19 protein-coding genes and 1 tRNA gene are annotated in these 19,012 nt (G+C 29.5%); 2 read left to right on the top strand and 18 right to left on the bottom strand.

The window, feature by feature from the left end; genetic code table 11:
* Positions 1–15 precede the first annotated feature (15 nt).
* The 8 genes from yhaM to NR218_RS11000 all read right to left on the bottom strand — a co-directional run bounded on the left by yhaM (position 16) and on the right by NR218_RS11000 (position 9,455).
* Entirely contained in the window at positions 16–957 is a 942-nt protein-coding gene (gene yhaM, locus NR218_RS11035; RefSeq protein WP_017176389.1) for a 3'-5' exoribonuclease YhaM, read from the bottom strand.
* Positions 954–3,890 carry an ATP-binding protein gene (locus tag NR218_RS11030; RefSeq protein WP_265883416.1) on the bottom strand — a complete coding sequence of 979 codons (2,937 nt, stop codon included), beginning with the start codon at positions 3,888–3,890 and terminating at the stop codon, positions 954–956. The genes yhaM and NR218_RS11030 overlap by 4 nt, the downstream gene beginning before the upstream one ends.
* On the bottom strand, positions 3,880–5,076 hold the full coding sequence (locus NR218_RS11025; protein WP_070549496.1) for a DNA repair exonuclease: 1,197 nt from the start codon (positions 5,074–5,076) through the stop codon (positions 3,880–3,882). Before NR218_RS11025 ends, NR218_RS11030 begins: the two co-directional genes overlap by 11 nt.
* 150 nt (positions 5,077–5,226) lie before the next feature.
* Complete coding sequence (locus NR218_RS11020; RefSeq protein WP_002449654.1) at positions 5,227–5,571, bottom strand: YlbF/YmcA family competence regulator; 345 nt, start codon at positions 5,569–5,571, stop codon at positions 5,227–5,229.
* Between the two features lie 71 nt (positions 5,572–5,642).
* Positions 5,643–6,773: a DUF445 domain-containing protein gene (locus tag NR218_RS11015; protein WP_265883415.1), complete on the bottom strand. Its 1,131-nt coding sequence runs from the start codon at positions 6,771–6,773 to the stop codon at positions 5,643–5,645.
* A 220-nt stretch (positions 6,774–6,993) separates the two neighbouring features.
* Positions 6,994–7,458: an XRE family transcriptional regulator XdrA gene (locus NR218_RS11010; protein ID WP_002449642.1), complete on the bottom strand. Its 465-nt coding sequence runs from the start codon at positions 7,456–7,458 to the stop codon at positions 6,994–6,996.
* 249 nt (positions 7,459–7,707) lie between these two features.
* Positions 7,708–8,331, bottom strand: coding sequence for a response regulator (locus NR218_RS11005; protein WP_265883413.1), 624 nt, complete (start codon positions 8,329–8,331; stop codon positions 7,708–7,710).
* Positions 8,332–8,345: 14 nt separating this feature from the next.
* Entirely contained in the window at positions 8,346–9,455 is a 1,110-nt protein-coding gene (locus NR218_RS11000) for a GAF domain-containing sensor histidine kinase (protein ID WP_265883411.1), read from the bottom strand.
* Between the two features lie 137 nt (positions 9,456–9,592).
* On the opposite strand from NR218_RS11000, the gene NR218_RS10995 reads away from it, so the two are divergent.
* Positions 9,593–10,417 carry an RluA family pseudouridine synthase gene (locus NR218_RS10995; RefSeq protein ID WP_265883410.1) on the top strand — a complete coding sequence of 275 codons (825 nt, stop codon included), beginning with the start codon at positions 9,593–9,595 and terminating at the stop codon, positions 10,415–10,417.
* Between the two features lie 78 nt (positions 10,418–10,495).
* On the opposite strand, the gene fumC is transcribed toward NR218_RS10995, so the two are convergent.
* The 9 genes from fumC to NR218_RS10950 form a co-directional block, all read right to left on the bottom strand.
* Positions 10,496–11,881 carry a class II fumarate hydratase gene (gene fumC, locus NR218_RS10990; RefSeq protein WP_049334939.1) on the bottom strand — a complete coding sequence of 462 codons (1,386 nt, stop codon included), beginning with the start codon at positions 11,879–11,881 and terminating at the stop codon, positions 10,496–10,498.
* 139 nt (positions 11,882–12,020) lie between these two features.
* Complete coding sequence (locus tag NR218_RS10985) at positions 12,021–12,413, bottom strand: hypothetical protein (protein WP_017176398.1); 393 nt, start codon at positions 12,411–12,413, stop codon at positions 12,021–12,023.
* Positions 12,414–12,523: 110 nt separating this feature from the next.
* Positions 12,524–12,697 (bottom strand): SAS053 family DNA gyrase inhibitor, encoded by a 174-nt coding sequence (locus NR218_RS10980; protein WP_249339582.1) that lies wholly within the window; start codon positions 12,695–12,697, stop codon positions 12,524–12,526.
* A gap of 22 nt (positions 12,698–12,719) precedes the next feature.
* Positions 12,720–13,319: a 6-phosphogluconolactonase gene (locus NR218_RS10975; RefSeq protein WP_002449669.1), complete on the bottom strand. Its 600-nt coding sequence runs from the start codon at positions 13,317–13,319 to the stop codon at positions 12,720–12,722.
* A 159-nt stretch (positions 13,320–13,478) separates the two neighbouring features.
* A complete protein-coding gene (trmL, locus tag NR218_RS10970; protein ID WP_002449676.1) occupies positions 13,479–13,949 on the bottom strand; it encodes a tRNA (uridine(34)/cytosine(34)/5-carboxymethylaminomethyluridine(34)-2'-O)-methyltransferase TrmL in 471 nt (156 codons plus the stop codon).
* Positions 13,950–13,951: 2 nt separating this feature from the next.
* Complete coding sequence (gene queG, locus NR218_RS10965) at positions 13,952–15,073, bottom strand: tRNA epoxyqueuosine(34) reductase QueG (RefSeq protein ID WP_019835688.1); 1,122 nt, start codon at positions 15,071–15,073, stop codon at positions 13,952–13,954.
* 261 nt (positions 15,074–15,334) lie between these two features.
* Complete coding sequence (locus tag NR218_RS10960; RefSeq protein WP_019835687.1) at positions 15,335–16,057, bottom strand: amino acid ABC transporter ATP-binding protein; 723 nt, start codon at positions 16,055–16,057, stop codon at positions 15,335–15,337.
* Positions 16,050–17,504, bottom strand: a complete 1,455-nt coding sequence (locus NR218_RS10955; RefSeq protein ID WP_070436372.1) for an ABC transporter substrate-binding protein/permease — start codon at positions 17,502–17,504, stop codon at positions 16,050–16,052. Before NR218_RS10955 ends, NR218_RS10960 begins: the two co-directional genes overlap by 8 nt.
* A gap of 120 nt (positions 17,505–17,624) precedes the next feature.
* Positions 17,625–18,641 carry a PTS transporter subunit IIC gene (locus NR218_RS10950; RefSeq protein ID WP_353626972.1) on the bottom strand — a complete coding sequence of 339 codons (1,017 nt, stop codon included), beginning with the start codon at positions 18,639–18,641 and terminating at the stop codon, positions 17,625–17,627.
* Between NR218_RS10950 and NR218_RS12740 the strand changes: the two genes are divergently transcribed.
* Positions 18,610–18,708, top strand: a complete 99-nt coding sequence (locus tag NR218_RS12740) for a hypothetical protein (RefSeq protein WP_353626971.1) — start codon at positions 18,610–18,612, stop codon at positions 18,706–18,708. The genes NR218_RS10950 and NR218_RS12740 overlap by 32 nt on opposite strands.
* Before the next feature lie 114 nt (positions 18,709–18,822).
* Here the strand turns inward: NR218_RS12740 and NR218_RS10945 are convergent.
* Positions 18,823–18,906 (bottom strand) — tRNA-Leu (locus NR218_RS10945).
* Between the last annotated feature and the right edge of the window lie 106 nt (positions 18,907–19,012).

Below are 19,012 nucleotides of genomic sequence, written 5' to 3'. Positions count from 1 at the left end.
TTTCGTCTATTAATATTAATCTAATTTCTCTGGATTATAAAATTGACGGTTATCCATACCAAAGATTCTTTCAGTAAATTGTCCTTTTTCAGTTTTCTTAAATGCTTTATCGAACATATTCATTTTTGCATCAATATTGTCAATAAAGAATAAAATTTCTGCTTCTTTTAGATGTGGCAATTTAGGAGAACCAAACTCCATTTTTCCATGGTGTGCTAAAATCATATGTCGCAATAACATGACTTCTTCACTATCAATACCAAGTTCTTTTGCCGCCTCAGCAACTTCATCACTTGCTATTGAAATATGTCCAAGCAAATTACCTTCTACCGTATACGTTGTTGCAACTGGTCCACTTAATTCTCTTACTTTACCAATATCGTGTAAAATAATCGCGCTATATAACAAACTTCTATTTAATAATGGGTAGATATCACACAATGATTTTGCAATTTTTAACATCGTTAATACATGATAGCTTAATCCTCCTGCAAAGTTATGATGATGAGAACTTGCTGCAGGATAAGTAAAGAATTTATCTTGATATTTTTTTAATAAATGACGTGTAATACGTTGTAAATGTGCATTTTCAATTTCTAAGATAAAATGTGATAACTCATCTTGAATTTCGTTAGGTGAAAGTGGCGCACCATCTACAAAGTCTTGAGTTTTCACTCCATCTTCTGCTGTTGCTAATCGAAATTGATTGACTTTCATTTGTTTACGGCCACGATAGTTAATAACATCCCCTTTTACCCATACAATTATTTCTGGTTTAAGGATTTTCATATCATCTTTTGTGACAGTCCATAGTTTAGCTTCAATATCTCCACTTTTATCTTGAAGATATAATGTCATATAGTCTTTACCTTGTGCTGTTACACCTTGTGTCGCTCTGTGGATTAAGAAAAAATTCTCCACCGAATCACCAGGATTTAATTTTTCTACGTTTCTCATCGTTTCCCGCCTTCCTCTTTTTTATTTAATATCAGCATTTCTCGAGAAGGAATCGTAGTATCTTTTGTACAAGTAAAGTACAATACTTGATGTTCTTGAGATAATTCTCTTAAATAGTTTAACATCATTGATTTTCTTTGTTTATCAAAATGTACGAATGCATCATCAATGATAATTGGGAATGGATAATATGGTTTCAACACCTTAATTAAACTAAGTCTCAATGAAATATATAGCAACTCTTTCGTTGATTGACTTAATTCAAGTGGATGATACATTTGTCCATTTCGATGTTTAACTTTAATTGAATCATTTTCATAAGTAATTAGATTATATTTACCATCAGTTAATGTTTTGAAAATATTAATGGCTTCATCTATCACATATGGTAGTCGTTTATCTTTAATTTGTTTAATGTGCTCATTAATTAGTGTCTCAAGATAACTTAAGCTCGCCCAATCTTTAGCAATATCATTCATTCTATTTTTTAAATTATAATATTGATGACGCAATTGAGATAGTGTTTTATCTGTTTCCATTTGATTAATACGTGCAGAAAGTTCACTCACTTCAGTTTGTTTCTCCAAATATTTATCATTATAATCATCAACTTGTTGAGCTAACATTTGATCTTCTTCTTCTAATTGAGCAGTTGTTTTTTCACTTAAAACAGAACTATCTTCATAAGAGAATTCGTGATTACTCAAATAGGTAGATAAATCATTGAATCGTGATAGTTGTTGTTGATAACGTTGATAAGCTTCGTAATGTTGATAATACTGCTCTTCATTTTGAACTTCAATATATTTAAACAACTCGTTTATAGTCGTTTTATTTTCATCCAAACGACTTTCTAACTGTTTTAATTCTTTACTTAATAGGGTTAATTGATTTTGCAATTGAGATTTCTTTTCTTTTTTACTTTCATACTGAGAAATCCAACCTTTCAAATCATTAAATAATGAAATTTTATTAAACTCGTCGAAACTATCTTTAGTAACATCTTGAGCATGCTCATAGAAGTTAATTAAATTTTGATTTAACTCTATGTTCTCTAATAATAATTTATTATGTTGTTTATCATTAACTTTAAGTTGATTCATTGTTTTCAAACTATCTACTAAACGTTCATCTGACATTTTATCAGATACTTTAATGTCTTGTTTGATTTCAGAAATATCCTGTGTTAATGCATCAATTGAAGACTGAATATCTGATAAAATCGAATGTTGATGATTAAGTTTATTAGAAAGTACTGATTTAGTATTATTAGCATTATTCCAACGTTCACGCAATTGGTACTGATCATCTAGATTAAAATCTAAATCGTATTTATCTTCGAGTGCTTTAAGTTGTTGTTCTAAATCACTAATTTCCTCACTAATTGTTTCACTATAATCAATATCTTTATTTTTACTAAAGAATAAACCTACTAAAAATATCACAGTGAGAATTGCAAAAATAATACTAAAAGTGATACTAGTTGTAATAAATGCAAAAATAGTCAAACCAGCACTCATCAAAGCCAAAATGATAAAGCTGATTTTCAACCATTGATATTGCTTTTGTTTTCTTTCTTTTTCTGATTCAAAGGAAGCTTTTAATTTTGAGTATAAACTTTCTTTTTCATGTAATTCTATTTTTTGCTGATTATATTCTTTTTTCTTTTCAAGTGCTGTTTCAGAAACTAGTTCACTTTCTAATAACTTAATTTCCTTTTCAATTTCCTTTTTTTCAATATTATGCTCACCAATCATACGTTCAACTTGTTGCTTTTGATTTAATTGGTGATTATGATTTTTAATTTTTTCACTTATATAATCTTTCATTGTTTCAGAAGTATCCGCTTCATGATAAACTTCATTCCAACCGATATCATCTTTTAATGTTTGCTGAGAACGTTCGAAAGTTTCTATTTCCTTTTTTAAAGCCTTAGCTTTTAATTCAGATTGCTTGATATCACTCTCTTGTTGATAAAGATGATACATATCACTCACAGTTCTATCATCAGGCATCTGAATTAAATTAAATTCATTTTCTAGTTGTCTTATCTTCTCATCCCTTAATCCTATATCTCGATCAAGTGATTGTTTATATTTTAATGCAGTTTCATATCGTTCAATACCTTGCTCTGGGAATTTCAACGGTTCGATATTTAAATGATGCTCAAGCGATTTCCATTCTTGCGCATGAGCATGAAGTCCTAACTGCTTTTGCTTATTTTCATGCATTTTTGATAATTGCTTAAGATTTTCTTTTAAATGAGAAAGATGGCGTTCTGATTTATCTTTTTCATCTATAAGACGTTGATATTCGTCTAATTTGGTTTCTTCATCTCTTATTTGTGCTTCTAATTGTTTTAGTTCTTCAATTTGTTGATTTAGAATTGGGTTCTTTCCAGCTTTTTTATAAAGCGTAGTTTTTTTCTGATTAACAATTTGCCCCATAGATGTAAATTCAGAAGATCCTAAAGCACCTGCTTCTAATAAATAGCTTTGTAATTGTTGTTCATCTAAATTTCGATGTATATCTTGTAAACCAAGTACATTAAATGAAAATATTCCTTGATATGTCTTTTTTGAAATATAGTTTAATTTCTTCTTAAGCCATGCTTCATCTCTTATCAATCCATTTTCTAAATAAACTTTTACATCACCTTGAGCACTACCTTTTACACGCTCAACTTCAATTTCAGATTTATCATCTAAAATAAGCGTTAGCTTGCCTCCATACTGATTTCCCAATCTAGGTTCTAAACGCGGTTCTTTTTCTTTCTTTGTGGGAAAACCAAATAAAATTGAATGAATAAATGATTGTATGGTTGATTTACCTGCTTCATTTTCCCCATAAATTTCGGTAAAAGTCTGATTTAATTCAATCTTACGTTGTACGAATTGACCATAACCGTATATTTCAAGTGATTTAATAATCAATTTCTTCACCTCTCATATCTGCTTTCAATATTTTCTCAGCTCGATGAATGAGTTTTGCCTTATTGAAAGTGGTGTAGTCTTCTAAATATTTTGAAGCTCTTGGATTTAAATATAAATCTGTCATTGCCTCTTCAAACACTTTGTCATCGTTTATGAGTTCATTAGAAAATTCATTTATAAGAGGTGTTTCTTCATTCTGTATATAATTAAGAATCATATCTTCAATGACAATAAAATCATGTTCATTTTCTTCATATTCACTAATCATTTCTCTTATTTGAAGAATATCTTGTGTTGATAAAATTTTGTCATTATCTATATTAATCGTCAATCTATAAAATGCTTTACCTTGTTCACGAACTTGTTTCTTAAACTTTTGAATTTCCTCATAGATACCTTGTTTTGAAATTTTATCAGTCTTAATTGTAGCTTCTTCAAAACGTATAAACTGAGTTGGGATAAAAGTTGTTTCAAGATGTAGATGATCCCCTTCTACAAGCAAACAACCTTTAGTTCCTAATTCACCAAAGTGACGACCTTGAATGTTACCTGAATAATGAATAGGCGGCATATCACTTAGTTCTTGACGTTGATGAATGTGACCGAGTGCCCAATAATGATACAGTTTATGATTAAGATCTTCTAACATAAATTCAGTATAACGCTGTTTTATGTTAGATTTACTATAAGTTCCATGAAGCATTCCTATATGTATACCATTATTTCCTTGACTAGATGGATATTCATCAATTTTATTTTCATAACTTGTATTGTTTTGATAACTAAAACCATGAATATAAATTTGTTCTCCAGCTTTGGTAATCGCTTGATAGGTTTCAACACGATTTGAAAATACTGATACATTATTAGGCCAATTATCTGTAATTCTAGTTGTTAAAGGATCATGATTCCCATGACATATGTATACAAATATTTGTTCTTTTTCTAGACGTTTAAATTGCTCTTTTAAAAAAATTTCAGCACGTAATGTGCGATTTTCACTATCAAATAAATCTCCTACAATTAACATAAAATCAACATCTTCTTTTAATGCTACATCTACAATTTTTTTAAAGCTCTCATAGGCACTTTTTTGTACATCTTCGAAAATACTTGTCGATAATTGTTGTTTAGATTTAAAAGGGCTATCAAGATGCAAATCTGCACAGTGAATAAATTTAACCATTAATTTAAGCTCCTTAAATGTTTGATAAGGTATCTTTTTGTATTACTATATTTTACCATATCTTATGAATATGGGTCGATGAACTTTGACATAAAAAAACTACGCAATTTTATGAAAAAATCGCGTAGTATCCATTACTTAAATTATTAATTAGTCAACGTAAATTTCGTCTAAAGGTTTTACAATAATTTGATTAATTTCTTGGAAAACTTGACTCATTTTTTGTTCTGCTTGCATTAATTGTGAAATATTTTCATCTTTTTCAATAGCTTGAGCTTGTTCTTGAGCTTTAGCTAATTCTTCTTCAGGAATTTCTTGACCTTGCATTTGTTTTTGTTGGAAATTCATTTGAGTTTCACGGAACTCATCGAATAATTTTTTAGATTCTTCATTTTCTTTAACTTTAGCGAAAGCATCTTTAATAGCTTTGTATTCATCACTATCTCTTAATGCTTGTTCTAGTTGATTTGCATGATCATATAAATTTACTGCCATTTTAAATTGCACTCCTTCGTGTAATAATGATGTTTTGACAACTCTTTAATACCATAACATATTATGATTAGTTATACAAAAATTGCGATTAAACCTTGGAAAAGGCCAATAATACCACCTAATATAAATCCTAATAAGGTAATTAATTTTAATTCTTTATTAGCAATTTCAATAATCAACTTTTCAATGTAATCTAAATCAAATGTATTGATTTGATCTTCTACTAATTTACGTAGATTAATTTTTTGCATTATAGTTGAGAGATGTTTGGATGCTTGACTAATAATAAGTTGTGTAACTTTATCTGATAACGTTGTCTCTAAATATTGCATTAATCTTGGTGATAGTTGATTAAGTGGTTTATCTATTTTTTCATTTAAATTTAAATATGAAGTAATAAGTAATGTAACTGAGTCTGATAGTTTTGAAAATTGAGCCTCATCAATGATTTTCTTAAGTGATTGTCGTTTCAGCGTCTCATATTCATTATCAATCACTTGGTTTACAATACGTTTTGCTTTAGGATGATTGGTTAAACGAATCAATTCATGTTGGATTCTATCTGCAATACTTTCTTTTGTCATAAACATTTGTAGTAATCCAACGATTTTACCTTTTTCATTAAAAAATGTATCAAGCATGTCATAAATATCACGAGCGCCTTTATCAGAGGACAAATAAACACGTGCTCTTTCGCATAATAAATCTCCTAATGGCTCGACTTTCTTATCAATCATTCGCTTAGTTTCTTTTGGTAGTAACTTAATCACTTCTTCATTTCGATGATCATTATAAAAAGCTAATAGCTTGTGTGAAATTGTATCTTCTAATTTCTCATTGACTAAGTAATCAATTTTAATATCAAATTTCTCAGCAAAGTAACGAATTGTAGCTTGATCACTTTTTAATTTTGCTATTTGCTCCTTAACTAATTTATTAATCGTTTCTTTAGTTTTTGTTTCATTTAGTTTGTTGTGAATCAATGTTTCTGTAATGAGATGTTCTTCAATCACTTGTCCTATCTTTGTTGCAATTTCATCTCTTCTTTTAGGTATTAAACCAGGTGTAAATGGAATTCGCATATTAAATATATAATGCGCTTTATAGGGGTGAAACAACATTCTAATAGCTATAACATTCGTGACACCGCCAATGATTGCTCCTATTACTATCATAAAGATGACTACTAATACTGCTTGCATTTAAATAACTCCTTAATTTTTATATAAGCAATAGCAAAATTATACCATGACAAATGTAAACTTCATAACTTAATTGTTCAATGTACATTTATATTTACAAATTTTTGAAATAAAAAAATAATGAATTCATCGCAAAATTACAGTGAATTCATTATTAATTGAAAATAGTGATTCAGTTGAAGGTCAACTCTTCTATCACTATATCTTATTTATATTAAAATTAAACGTGCATTAATTCTTCTTTAGCATTTCTATTAAAGTAAGTTTCTGCTTCTCTTAATTTAGATGTTCCAAAAATAGGTTGTTTTTCAGGATTAAGCACTCTATAGATATTACTTACTTTATTACTTTGTAAAATAAATCCATTACGAGTTTCCATTGTATTCCAATAAATATCACTTGTTGTAGAATGATTAGGATATGCACAATGGTTTCTTGAAATTGTTTGTACAATTTCTAATGGATCACAACCAAATGTGTTATTTAAAACATCTGAATCTCTAAATAAAGCACAAATTGATACACAAGTTGTCCAGTTTGGTAATACCCGTTCTTTTTCGATTTGAACAAGTGTTTTTTTAGAAAGACCTATTGTTTGTGCCATAGTATCTTGTGTGTATCCTGCTTCAATACGCACCATTTTAAATTTTGTTTGAATTAAATCTGTAAAACTCTGTCTATCCATTACTCTTCTCTACCTTTCTAATAGGAGTTATTTTATCCGGACGCAAGAAATTGCAATAATACACATTTCTTGAAACACAAATTACATCTTAATATATTTTCAATAAAATGAAAAGAGAAATTTTTGTTTTTACGTATAATTTTATAAATGGCAAAATTATCAAAATAATTAAACTAATAATATAAGTCATTTATTTATTATTATCCTATTTTAAAAATACCGTTTTTATTTCTAATAGACCTATTCAATTTATATTAATTTATTTTCAATAGCATATATAGCAGCTTGTGTCCAATCTGAAACTTGCAATTTATTAAATATATGACTGACATGTGTCTTAACTGTTTTCTCAGATACAAATAAACTTTTTGCAATGTCTTTATTTGTCTTACCTTTCACCATTTCTTTTAATACTTCCATCTCTCTTTTAGATAATTTATTATTAAAGTGTGGTTTTTCATGCATTGCATCAATTACATTTTTAGCTTTTGGATGTATTATTTTCTCATTATTTAATACTTTAGTAATAGTAGCAATCAGCTTTTGTGGTTCAACATCTTTAATTTCATAACCATCAGCACCTTCATTAATGGCAGACATAACATATTCATCATCCACATAACTTGTAAGCACTAACACTTTTATGTAAGGGTAATATGTTTTTATATAATGCGTCACTTCGATACCATTCATATTAGGCATAACTAAATCTAATAATACTAAATCAGGAATATTATTCTCATTTAAATATTTAATAAATGCTTCACCATCTGAAAAACTTGCTTGTATATCTAAACCCTCAACTGTTGAAATTAGAAATTCTAGTCCTTGTCTAACGATGTGATGATCATCGATTAAAACGATACTTGCCAAATTTATCACCTACTTTAAATTGGAATATTAAGATAAATAGTTGTCCCCATTAGTTTATCTGATTGTATGTTAAATTCTCCATCTAAACTATGAATACGTTGTTTTATATTTTTTAGACCATGCGTCGTTTGATTTAAGTCATCACGCACATTAAATCCTTTTCCATCATCATAAATTTTAATATATAATTGATGTTCATTTTGTTGAATGTTAATAGATACATGATTCGTTTGTGCATGTTTCTTCGTATTATTTAGAGCTTCTTGAATCATTCGATACACATTTTCTTCAACTAAATTGGATAATTTAATCAATCCTCTTACTTCGATGTTTAATTTTAAATCTAACATATTCGCATAATGTTCAATCGCATTCACTAATCCATGTTCTAAACCAATTGGCTTAAGTTGCCAAATTAACGCACGCATTTCATTTACTGCGTTTTGACTTGTATCTTCAATCAACTTAAATGCTTTTTTAGCTGTTCTATCCTCTGTGATATCATGTGCAGCATGAGCTGTTAGTTTTAATGAAAAAAGCATTTGGTTAACTGAATCATGTAAATCACGTGCTAGTCGATTTCGTTCACTTGTGCGTGCTGCTTCTTTTTCTTGGTCTGTTAAGTATATACGTTTAATTGCAGAACCTATTTGTAAAGCTACTGATTCTAATAACTCTAAATCATCTTGACTATATACTACAGTATGAGGTGTCGCGACATTTAATAATCCATACTGTTCATCTCCTGATCTAAGTGGTACTGTCGCATGATGCGTAATAAGATAATCATCTTTTTGACTTTCTTGGTTAGCTAAATTGATTCTTGAACAATTTATAATATTAGATGCTTTTGTTAAATTTTTATGATGATAAGCATTGACACACCAACACGTACCATTGTTTAAATACTTACAATTATTACTTTTTAATGAATGAGGTAAGTCAGTGCTAGCTACAAGTTCTTGTTCACCTTTTTTATTGATAAAAAAAATCCAACCTGTTGTAAAATTGCTGCCATTGATTAAATAATCCAATGCTTTATTCATCATATTATATAATTCAGTTTCTTCATTTAGATATTCAGCAATTTCTTTTAATAATGCTAAACGTGTCGGTTTCTCCATATTTTCGCCCCATTTTGTTATTTTGCATTTATTATTATATCGTTCATTTTTTAAATTTAAAAATAGACTAATGAAAAGATTTATAATTATCATTGTAAATTATGATATGATTAAACAGAATATAATAGGAGGATATTATGAAATTCATTGTACCTGAAACTTTCAATAATTATACGTTACGTGAAATTTTTCAAAAGTTAACACTACCAAAAAAAGATTTACACCAATTAAATATGTCTAAAGATATCACGATTAATCAACAATCTAGTAAATTGACAGATAAAGTTGTCACAAATGATGTTGTTTATATTCCTACCCCTAAAGAAAAAAGTAATTATTTACCAAGTTATCGTTACGCACAGATTGCATATGAAGATAACGATTTAGCGATTGTGGTAAAACCTAAAGGGGTTAAAACTCATCCAAATGATTTAAAAGAAAGCAATACACTAATGAACCATGTTATCTATACCATGGATAGCGACTACGTTGAACCGATTCATCGTCTAGACCAAGAAACTGTGGGGTTATTAATTGTTGCTAAAAATCCTTTAATGAAAAAAATACTAGATAGAATGCTTGAAGAGAATCAAATTACACGTATTTATCGTGCAAATGTAAAAGCATTACTACCTCTAAAACCACAAACAATTGATATGCCAATCGGTAAAGATAAATTTCATCCCAATAAGCGTCGTATTTCTAATACCGGGCAACGAGCTATCACTCATATCTTAACATCAAAAATGATTAAAGAAGGCATTTGTCAATTGGAAATAAAATTAGATACAGGACGTACTCATCAAATACGTGTACATTTAGCAGAAATTGGTCATCCTGTCATAGGTGATCCATTATATGGAGATGCTACCTTACGTCAATTAGAATTGAATAGTTATAAGATAGAATTCACTCATCCACTTACTCAAGAATTGATTTCTGTAAGTTTAGATGATGAATAAATTTTAAAAATGCTCCTTTTAGATAACGCAGATCAAAGCATTATCTTTAAAAGGAGCATTTCAATTGGTAATGTTATTTTAATGAGGATCGACCATATCTTCTGGTTTAATCCATTCCTCGAATTGTTCTTCTGTAACGTAGCCAGAATTAATTGCTGATTCTTTAAGTGTTAAACCTTCCTTATGAGCTTTTTTAGCTATTTGAGCCGCTTTTTCATATCCAATATGAGGATTTAGTGCAGTTACAAGCATTAATGATTGATTTAAATAATGATTGATATTTTCTTCAATTGGTTCAATACCTATAGCACAATTTTCATTAAATGTTTCCATTCCATCAGCTAATAAGTAAATAGATTGCAATGTATTATGAAGAATCACAGGTTTAAATACATTAAGTTCAAAATTACCTTGAGAACTCGCTATACCTACTGTCGTATCATTTCCTATCACTTGTACTGCAACCATTGTTAGCATTTCACATTGTGTTGGATTAACTTTGCCTGGCATAATTGATGAACCTGGTTCATTTTCTGGAATCGAAATTTCTGCAAGTCCGGCTCTAGGTCCTGAAGCAAGCCATCTTATATCATTTGCTATTTTCATTAAGTCTGCTGCCAATGCTTTTAGTGTTCCATGAAGTTGCACCACTTCATCATGTGAAGTTAAAGCATGAAATTTATTTTCAGATGAAACAAATGCATAGCCAGTATGTTCTGAGATATATTTAGCTACTTTATCTCCAAATTCTGGATGTGCATTAATTCCTGTTCCAACTGCTGTTCCACCAATAGCTAAATTTAAAATATGTTGTTTAGATTCAGCCAATAATTGTTCACATTTATCTAGCATATAACGCCATCCACTAATTTCTTGTCCTAATCGAATTGGAGTAGCATCTTGTAAGTGAGTTCTACCAATTTTAATAATTGATTGATATTGGTTTTCTTTTTCTTTAAACGTGTCTCGTAAATGTTTTAAAGCAGGTTCTAATTTCGTTTCAATTTCATGGTATAAAGCAACATGCATCGCTGTTGGGAATGTATCATTCGAACTTTGAGATTTATTAACATCATCATTGGGATGAATTGATTCATCGCTATTATGTTCTTTTAAGTACTCATTAGCCACATAACTTACGACTTCGTTTACATTCATATTACTTTGAGTACCGCTTCCAGTTTGCCATACAACTAAAGGAAAATGACCATCAAGTTCTCCATTTAAAATTAAATCACAAGCATAAATGATAGCATCTTTCTTAGTATCACTTAATTTTCCTAATTCATGATTAGCAAGCGCGGCACCTCTTTTTAACTGAGCAAAACCATAAATCACCTCAATAGGCATATGTTCTTTACCTACTGGAAAGTTACGCTTACTTCTTTCAGTTTGTGCGCCCCAATATTTATCAGATGGTACTTCAATTTCACCAAACGTATCATGTTCAATTCTTACAGACATTCAATAATCCCCCTTATTTATGATTTAGTAATAGTATATCATTAATAAAATTAATGTAGCAATTCGAATATAAAGCGGTTTCATTTATAAAAAATAAAACACATGAAGTTGTATTACTTCACGTGTTTAAGAATAAATCTTATTCATATTTATATTTTACTGCTTTTACAACTGAAATAGCACTTATTATATACAAAATAGCGCTTATGACAAGCGTAACAGGACTTATCTTTACTAACATACCTAAAACCCCACCTAAACTTCGATAAAAATCATTAAGTGTATATGCCAAGATTCCTGTTACAATTAATATACATATAACACTAATCATAATTCCTTTTTGATTACTCTTAATGAATGGATGAGCAGTTGCATTATCTATTAAATCCTTTGATAAATTCAATTGTAATTGAATCACTTTAAATAACACTGGTAGATAGAGTGCTCCTAGAGCAATGGGAAAACCTTTAATAGAAATTAAACTAACAATGATTGTAATAATTGTTAAAGGTAGCCAATACTTATGTAACATATTTTTATCTCCTTCATTTTCATTAAAATATATTGTATCATAAGTTGTATTTCATAAAAAAAGCATTTTAATTAATCTATCGAAACAATTAATTAAAATGCTAAAATATATTAATTTAAATCTGAACGCGCTTCTGAATCATGTGTTTGATTATATTTATCTTCATCATTTTCTTCAGAAATCTGTTCCATTTCTTTTCCTAATGCTTCTAAATCATCCATATTTTGAACCATTGCATTTTCGTCTTCATGATAATTACGTTTACTATCTTTACTCATAAAAATAACCTCACAATAAAATTAAATATTATGCAAATCTCGCTGTGAAGTATTCTTTAACATCTTCTGGTAATCCATCAGCAGCAGCTCTGTCTAAAACAACAGTTACCATACGATGTACTTTTAAATCAGCTGGTAAAAAATTTGATTTACCATTTTCTTCATATAATCGTTTGATAACTTCACTTTTTTCAGCACCAGTTACAACTAAGATAATTTCACGTGCCTTCATCAAACCTTGACGAATATTAACATCTAAATGTCCAGTGTTATCAATTGAAACAACTTGTAAAGTCAGTTTCCCTTTATTTTCTTTTGTTTTAATTCTATCATTGATTAATGATTCGGCATCATCATCAAGACTAATAGAATATACTTGCTCAGAAGGTACACCTAAAGCTTCATAGAACGAATGATTATCATCATAATCAAGAATATTAATTTGACTAAAATCTACAGCGTTACGATCAACTGACTTTTTTAGTTCATCTAATACAGGTGCAGAATCCTTGTTTAAATGGAATCCAGCAATGGTAGTTGGGTTATTGTTAAATTGTTTTCTAATAATATCTCCAGCATAATCTGCTGCATGTTGTTTATCTTCAAATACTTTAAAATTCATTGCCATAATAATTACACTCCTCTAAATGTAAAGTTCAACTAAAATAATTCATTTATTTACTAAGTTACCCTATTTAAGGGGGCATCAAACTATTTTAAAATTTTTATAATAATTCATTAATAAATATAACATTTTTTATTCTATTATAGTAATTAATTTTAAATTCTACTTTAATCCTGGGAAATTTTGTTGTCGCAATGCTTCATAAATCAATAAAGCAGCAGTATTAGATAAATTTAAAGAGCGAATATGATCACTCATAGGAATTCTTAAAGCAGTATCTGCATACTTCTCTTTCACCCAATCTGGTAAACCTGTCGTTTCTCTACCAAAAATAAAATAATTTTCTATTTCAGTATTTGAAAAATCAAAATCACTATAAGTTTGTTTACCAAATTTAGTAAGTAAATAATATTTACCATTTGTCACTTCGAAAAATGATTCAATATTTTCATGATAAGTGATATTAACATGTTCCCAATAATCTAATCCAGCTCGTTTTAGCATCTTGTCATCTGTACTAAAGCCTAATGGTTTAATTAAATGCAAGTGTGTATTGGTACCTGCGCATGTACGTGCAATATTCCCAGTGTTTGCAGGTATTTCTGGTTGGAATAACACAATATGGTTTGTCATTTTTATTTCCTCATTTCTAGTCCTTTTCTCATTTCAACTTGAACTTCTTCAATCTCATTATCAAAATGCTCATAAATAAATGTTCTTGCATCATCGCCTAGTATTTGGCCAATAGCCCAATATGCTGTTCCTCTTATCATGGGTCTTGGATCATTCAATGCCACTTCCTTTAATTCAGGAATAGCCGTTTCTTCACCAAAATGTGCAAGTGCAATAATTGCATTCCGCTGTATAGGTTTCTTACCTCTCCATGCTCCTGCCAAATGACCATAAGTATTTTTAAATTCTTTATTACTCATTTGTAACAATGGAACTAAACGTGGCTTTAATATTTCTGGTTCTAAAATAATATCTTCGTGAGTTGTATTAATGCCTCTATTTTTCGGACAAACTTGTTGACAAGTATCACAACCATAAAGACGATTACCAATTTTATATCGATACTCATCTTTTAAATATCCTTTAGTTTGAGTTAAAAAGCTGATACATTTTTGAGAATTCAGTTGACCATTCCCTACTAAAGCACCCGTTGGACATCTATCTACACAAATTGTACAATCTCCACAACTGTCTAATATAGGATCATCCGGTTCAAAAGGAATACTAACTAACATTTCTCCTAAATATGTCCAAGTTCCTAGTTTTGGATTAATAACAAATCCATTTCTACCAACGAATCCTAATCCTGCTCTTTCAGCTACAGCGCGATCTGAAAGTACTCCAGTGTCAACCATGCTTTTTATTTCGACATCAGGAACCTTAGATTGAATAAATTCACTTAATTTGTCTAATCTTTTTTTCATAATTGAATGATAATCTTGACCCCAAGAGGCTCTCGCAAACATTCCTCTTCTATCGCCTTTTACACTTTTTGGCGCTCCCTTTAGCTTATTTGGATAACCAACAGCAATAGCTATAATAGAACGCGCTGTGGGTAAAGATAATTTAGGTTCTGTTCGTAACGCAATATCTGATTCTTCAAAACCTGATGCATAACCTTTTTCATGATAATCTACTAACTTTTGTTTCAGTTCATCGAAAGGATCAGCAGTAGTAAAACCAATACTATCTATACCAATGGAATACGCATAGTCAATGATTTCCTGTTTAAGTTGATGGTTCATCAACACTCTTGCCTCCTATAAAAAAGTCCATAGAACATTTTAACATAATCTTAATTTTTTATGATATTAAATATTTTTATAAATAAAAAAGAATCTGAGATATACTTTAAAGTATCTCAGATTCTTTAACTTTGAGAATGTTATAAAGAAAGTCTATATTTATAATTCAGAATAAATTCTATCTTCTTTTCTTAATTAACTTTTATTACTTTTTAGATATAAAACCTTATAAATGTTTTATCAGTCTTCATATACAACATGCTATAATACTTTCGCCAAAAAGTTTTTAGTTCTTTCATGTTTGGGATGATTAAATAATTGATCAGGTGTTTCACTTTCAACGACATATCCATCTGCCATAAATATTACTTTATCACCAACATCTTTAGCAAAACCCATTTCATGAGTTACAACCACCATTGTCATACCCTCTTTAGCTAAATCTTTCATAACTTTAAGTACTTCATAAACAACTTCAGGATCAAGTGCTGATGTTGGCTCATCAAATAATATGACATCAGGATGCATAGCTAAAGCTCTTGCTATTGCTACCCTTTGTTTTTGTCCGCCAGAGAGTTGAGAAGGATATGCGTTAGCTTTCTCTTCAAGTCCTACTTTTTTTAGAAGTGCTTTACCTTCAATTTCTAGTTTTTTTAAATCAACTTTTTTTAACAACTTAGGTGCTAAAATGACATTTTCTAATACTGTTTTGTGAGGAAATAAATTGAAATTTTGAAATACCATTCCCATTTTTTGACGTAATTCACTTAAATTTATATTTTTATGTGTTAATTCTTTTCCTTCAAAAATCACTTTTCCATTTGATGGTGTTTCTAATAAATTCATACATCTTAATAATGTACTTTTACCACTTCCTGATGGTCCTATAATTGCTACAACTTCTCCTTTATTAATTTCTAAATTTATATCTTTGAGTACTTCATTTTTATTAAATGACTTATTTAAATTTTGAACTTTAATCACTGGCTTTCATTCTCCCTTCGATTAAACTCATACCTCTAGATAATGTAAATGTTAAAACAAAGTACATTATCGCAGCGATAATTAACGGTGTAAAAGGATCAAATGAAATACCTTGTACAACCTGAGCGTTAAACATAATTTCTCCTACTCCTATAGTAGAAACAATAGATGATTCTTTAATTAGTGTTACAAATTCATTACCTAACGCTGGTAAAATATTTTTAATTGCTTGGGGTAAAATGATATATCTCATTGTTTTAGAATAATTTAATCCTAAACATTGCGCTGCCTCTGTTTGCCCTTTATCAACAGCATTAATTCCAGCTCTAACTATTTCTGCAATATAAGCAGAAGAATTAATAACTAGTGCGATAGTACCACATACTAATGCTGAAACGTCTAAACCTAGAACAGCTGTCGTTCCAAAGAAAACTAAAAATACTTGAACTAACATCGGTGTTCCTCTTAAAAATTCTATGTAAATAGAGGCAATCCATGAAAGCAATTTAAACTTACTCAATTTAGCTAAAGCAATTAAAGCTCCTAATACTGCTCCTAATACTACACCAATCATTGATATTAAAATTGTATTTTTAAGTCCTTTGATAAAAAATGCACCATACTTATCAAAAAAGCTACTATCGTCTTGCATATCTTTAGAAGCTTTGTCCATGTATTTGCTAATTAAATGTTGGTCATTGACTTCCTTAATAGATTTATTGACATTCGCTAAAAGAATAGGTGAATTTTTTGGCACAGCTATGACATTATCTTTCTTTTCTTCATTAAAATTCACATTAGCTATCATTAAGCTGTTATTTTGTTTTACATATGCTTCAGCAACAGGTTTTTCTATTACCAACCCTTCTACCTTATTACTTTTAACTGCAAGAATAGCATCTGGTAGACGATTTAATGAACTAATGTCTGCATTCTCTATTTCTTGTTGCGCAATTTTTTCTTGTTCAGTCCCTTTTTGTGCTGCAACTTTTTTATTAGAAAAGTCTTTTAATGTATGAAATTTATTTTTATCGCTTTTTCTAATAAGCATTACATTGCCCGTTTTAGTATAAGAATCTGAGAAATCAACTTCTTTCTTTCTTTCTGGTGTTGAAGTCATACCAGAAATAATAACATCAATTTTTCCCGTTTTTAATGCACCGAGTAAACTATCAAATTGCATATTCACAATTTTTAATTTTAAGTGATTATCTTTAGCAATTTTTTTAGCTAAATCGATATCTATACCTGCGTATTCACTCTTACCTTTTACAGTCTTTTCAAATTCAAATGGTGCATAATCAGCTGATAATCCTACCCTTAATTCTCCACTTTCCTTAATTTTTTCCCATTTTGCATCTTGATCAGCGTGAGCCATAGGTTCTATATTTATAAAGGTCAAACTAATTAAGATTGCTATGATCATTGTTTTAAAAATATATTTCATATAGCAACCTCCTATAACTTTTTAATTATTATACACAATAAAGTATTAATATGCAATAAAAAATTCGAATAAAAAAAGCATCTACATTACTATAGATGCTTAAATACCTTTAAAATAATATTATTGGTGAGTGATTTCAAATCTATAAATATTATCATTATATGATGGTATAAACTTTTTGCATAATTCATGAATAATAAAAGCACTAATGAATGGAACAATAAAATAACCTAATGCTAATAGAAGAATATTAAATGTTGAATCACCCGGCATTCTATTAAACGCATTAATTGGACCAACTAATCCTGTATAACCAAATCCAGCTGATAATGGTGTTCCTTTTATTCCAATGAAGTATGTTAACAAACCGGAAATAATACCATTAATGGTTAATGGTATTGCAATGATTAAATGTTTTAAATAAACAGGAATCATCATCTTCGCAGCGCCAATAAACAAAACTAAATTGACACCAACTGAATTGACACGTAAAGAACCAAAGAAAAAAGTAACGCATGCAGCAACAATTCCCATGTTAGCAGCACCACTACCTAACCCATTTAAACTAATAGCTGTAGCAATAGCAACTAGAGAAATTGGCGTAACCATTAGTAGTGAAAATGTCACACTTATTAAGATAGACATGATTAAAGGATTAAATTCAGTAAATGAATTAATCACATGTCCTAAACTTTTTGTGATAATTTGTATATATGGCAAAGTCGTTAATCCAATTAATCCGCTGACTACTGGAATAAATACAGGTAAAATAATCATTTCTAAAGAACCAAATTTTCCTTGTAATAATAAATATAAAGCACATGCGATAATAATAACTAAAATTACGTTTATAATATCGCCAATTCCTTTTAATGCAATACCATTGGCATTCATTTGTATAGCTCCAGAGCCCAACATTGCTGATATACCTATCATACTAGCACCCGCACCACTAAATTTGAATTGATGTGCTGCCAGTATTCCAATAATAAATGCCATAAATGATTGAATAATTGTCACTAATTGAAAAACAAGCTCTAATATTGGATGTTGATCTTTAAATAATTTTAGTAGTTCTCCTAAAAGTGCATTTGGAAGTAATGCAATAACTACTCCTGCACCAACTGCATTAAGAATATTACTAAAAAAATATTTTAAGTTTATTCTAGTTCTACTCATAATAGCCTCCATTTTTAAATATTAGCTATATAATATTATATTATCTCATTTTATACAATATAAAATAAGTAGTTAAAAAAATATCAAATAAAAAAGGATTAAGTAGAGTGTTCTACTTAATCCTTTTAAATCCATTACATACCGGCGGTCGGGGTCGAACCGACACTCCAATAAAGGAACGGGATTTTGAGTCCCGCGCGTCTGCCAATTCCGCCACGCCGGCTTAATATATATAAATAAAAAACTTCCCTATGGAAGCAATTATGGAGCGGAAGATAGGACTTGCACCTATATCTTGTTCCGGGAAGGAACATATTCTAAAAGTTGAA

It is taken from the genome of Staphylococcus sp. SUC_1.2, assembly GCF_026222585.1.
The sequence above is the reverse complement of the archived record's forward strand: the minus strand, read 5'-3'. Positions and strand labels throughout refer to the sequence as shown.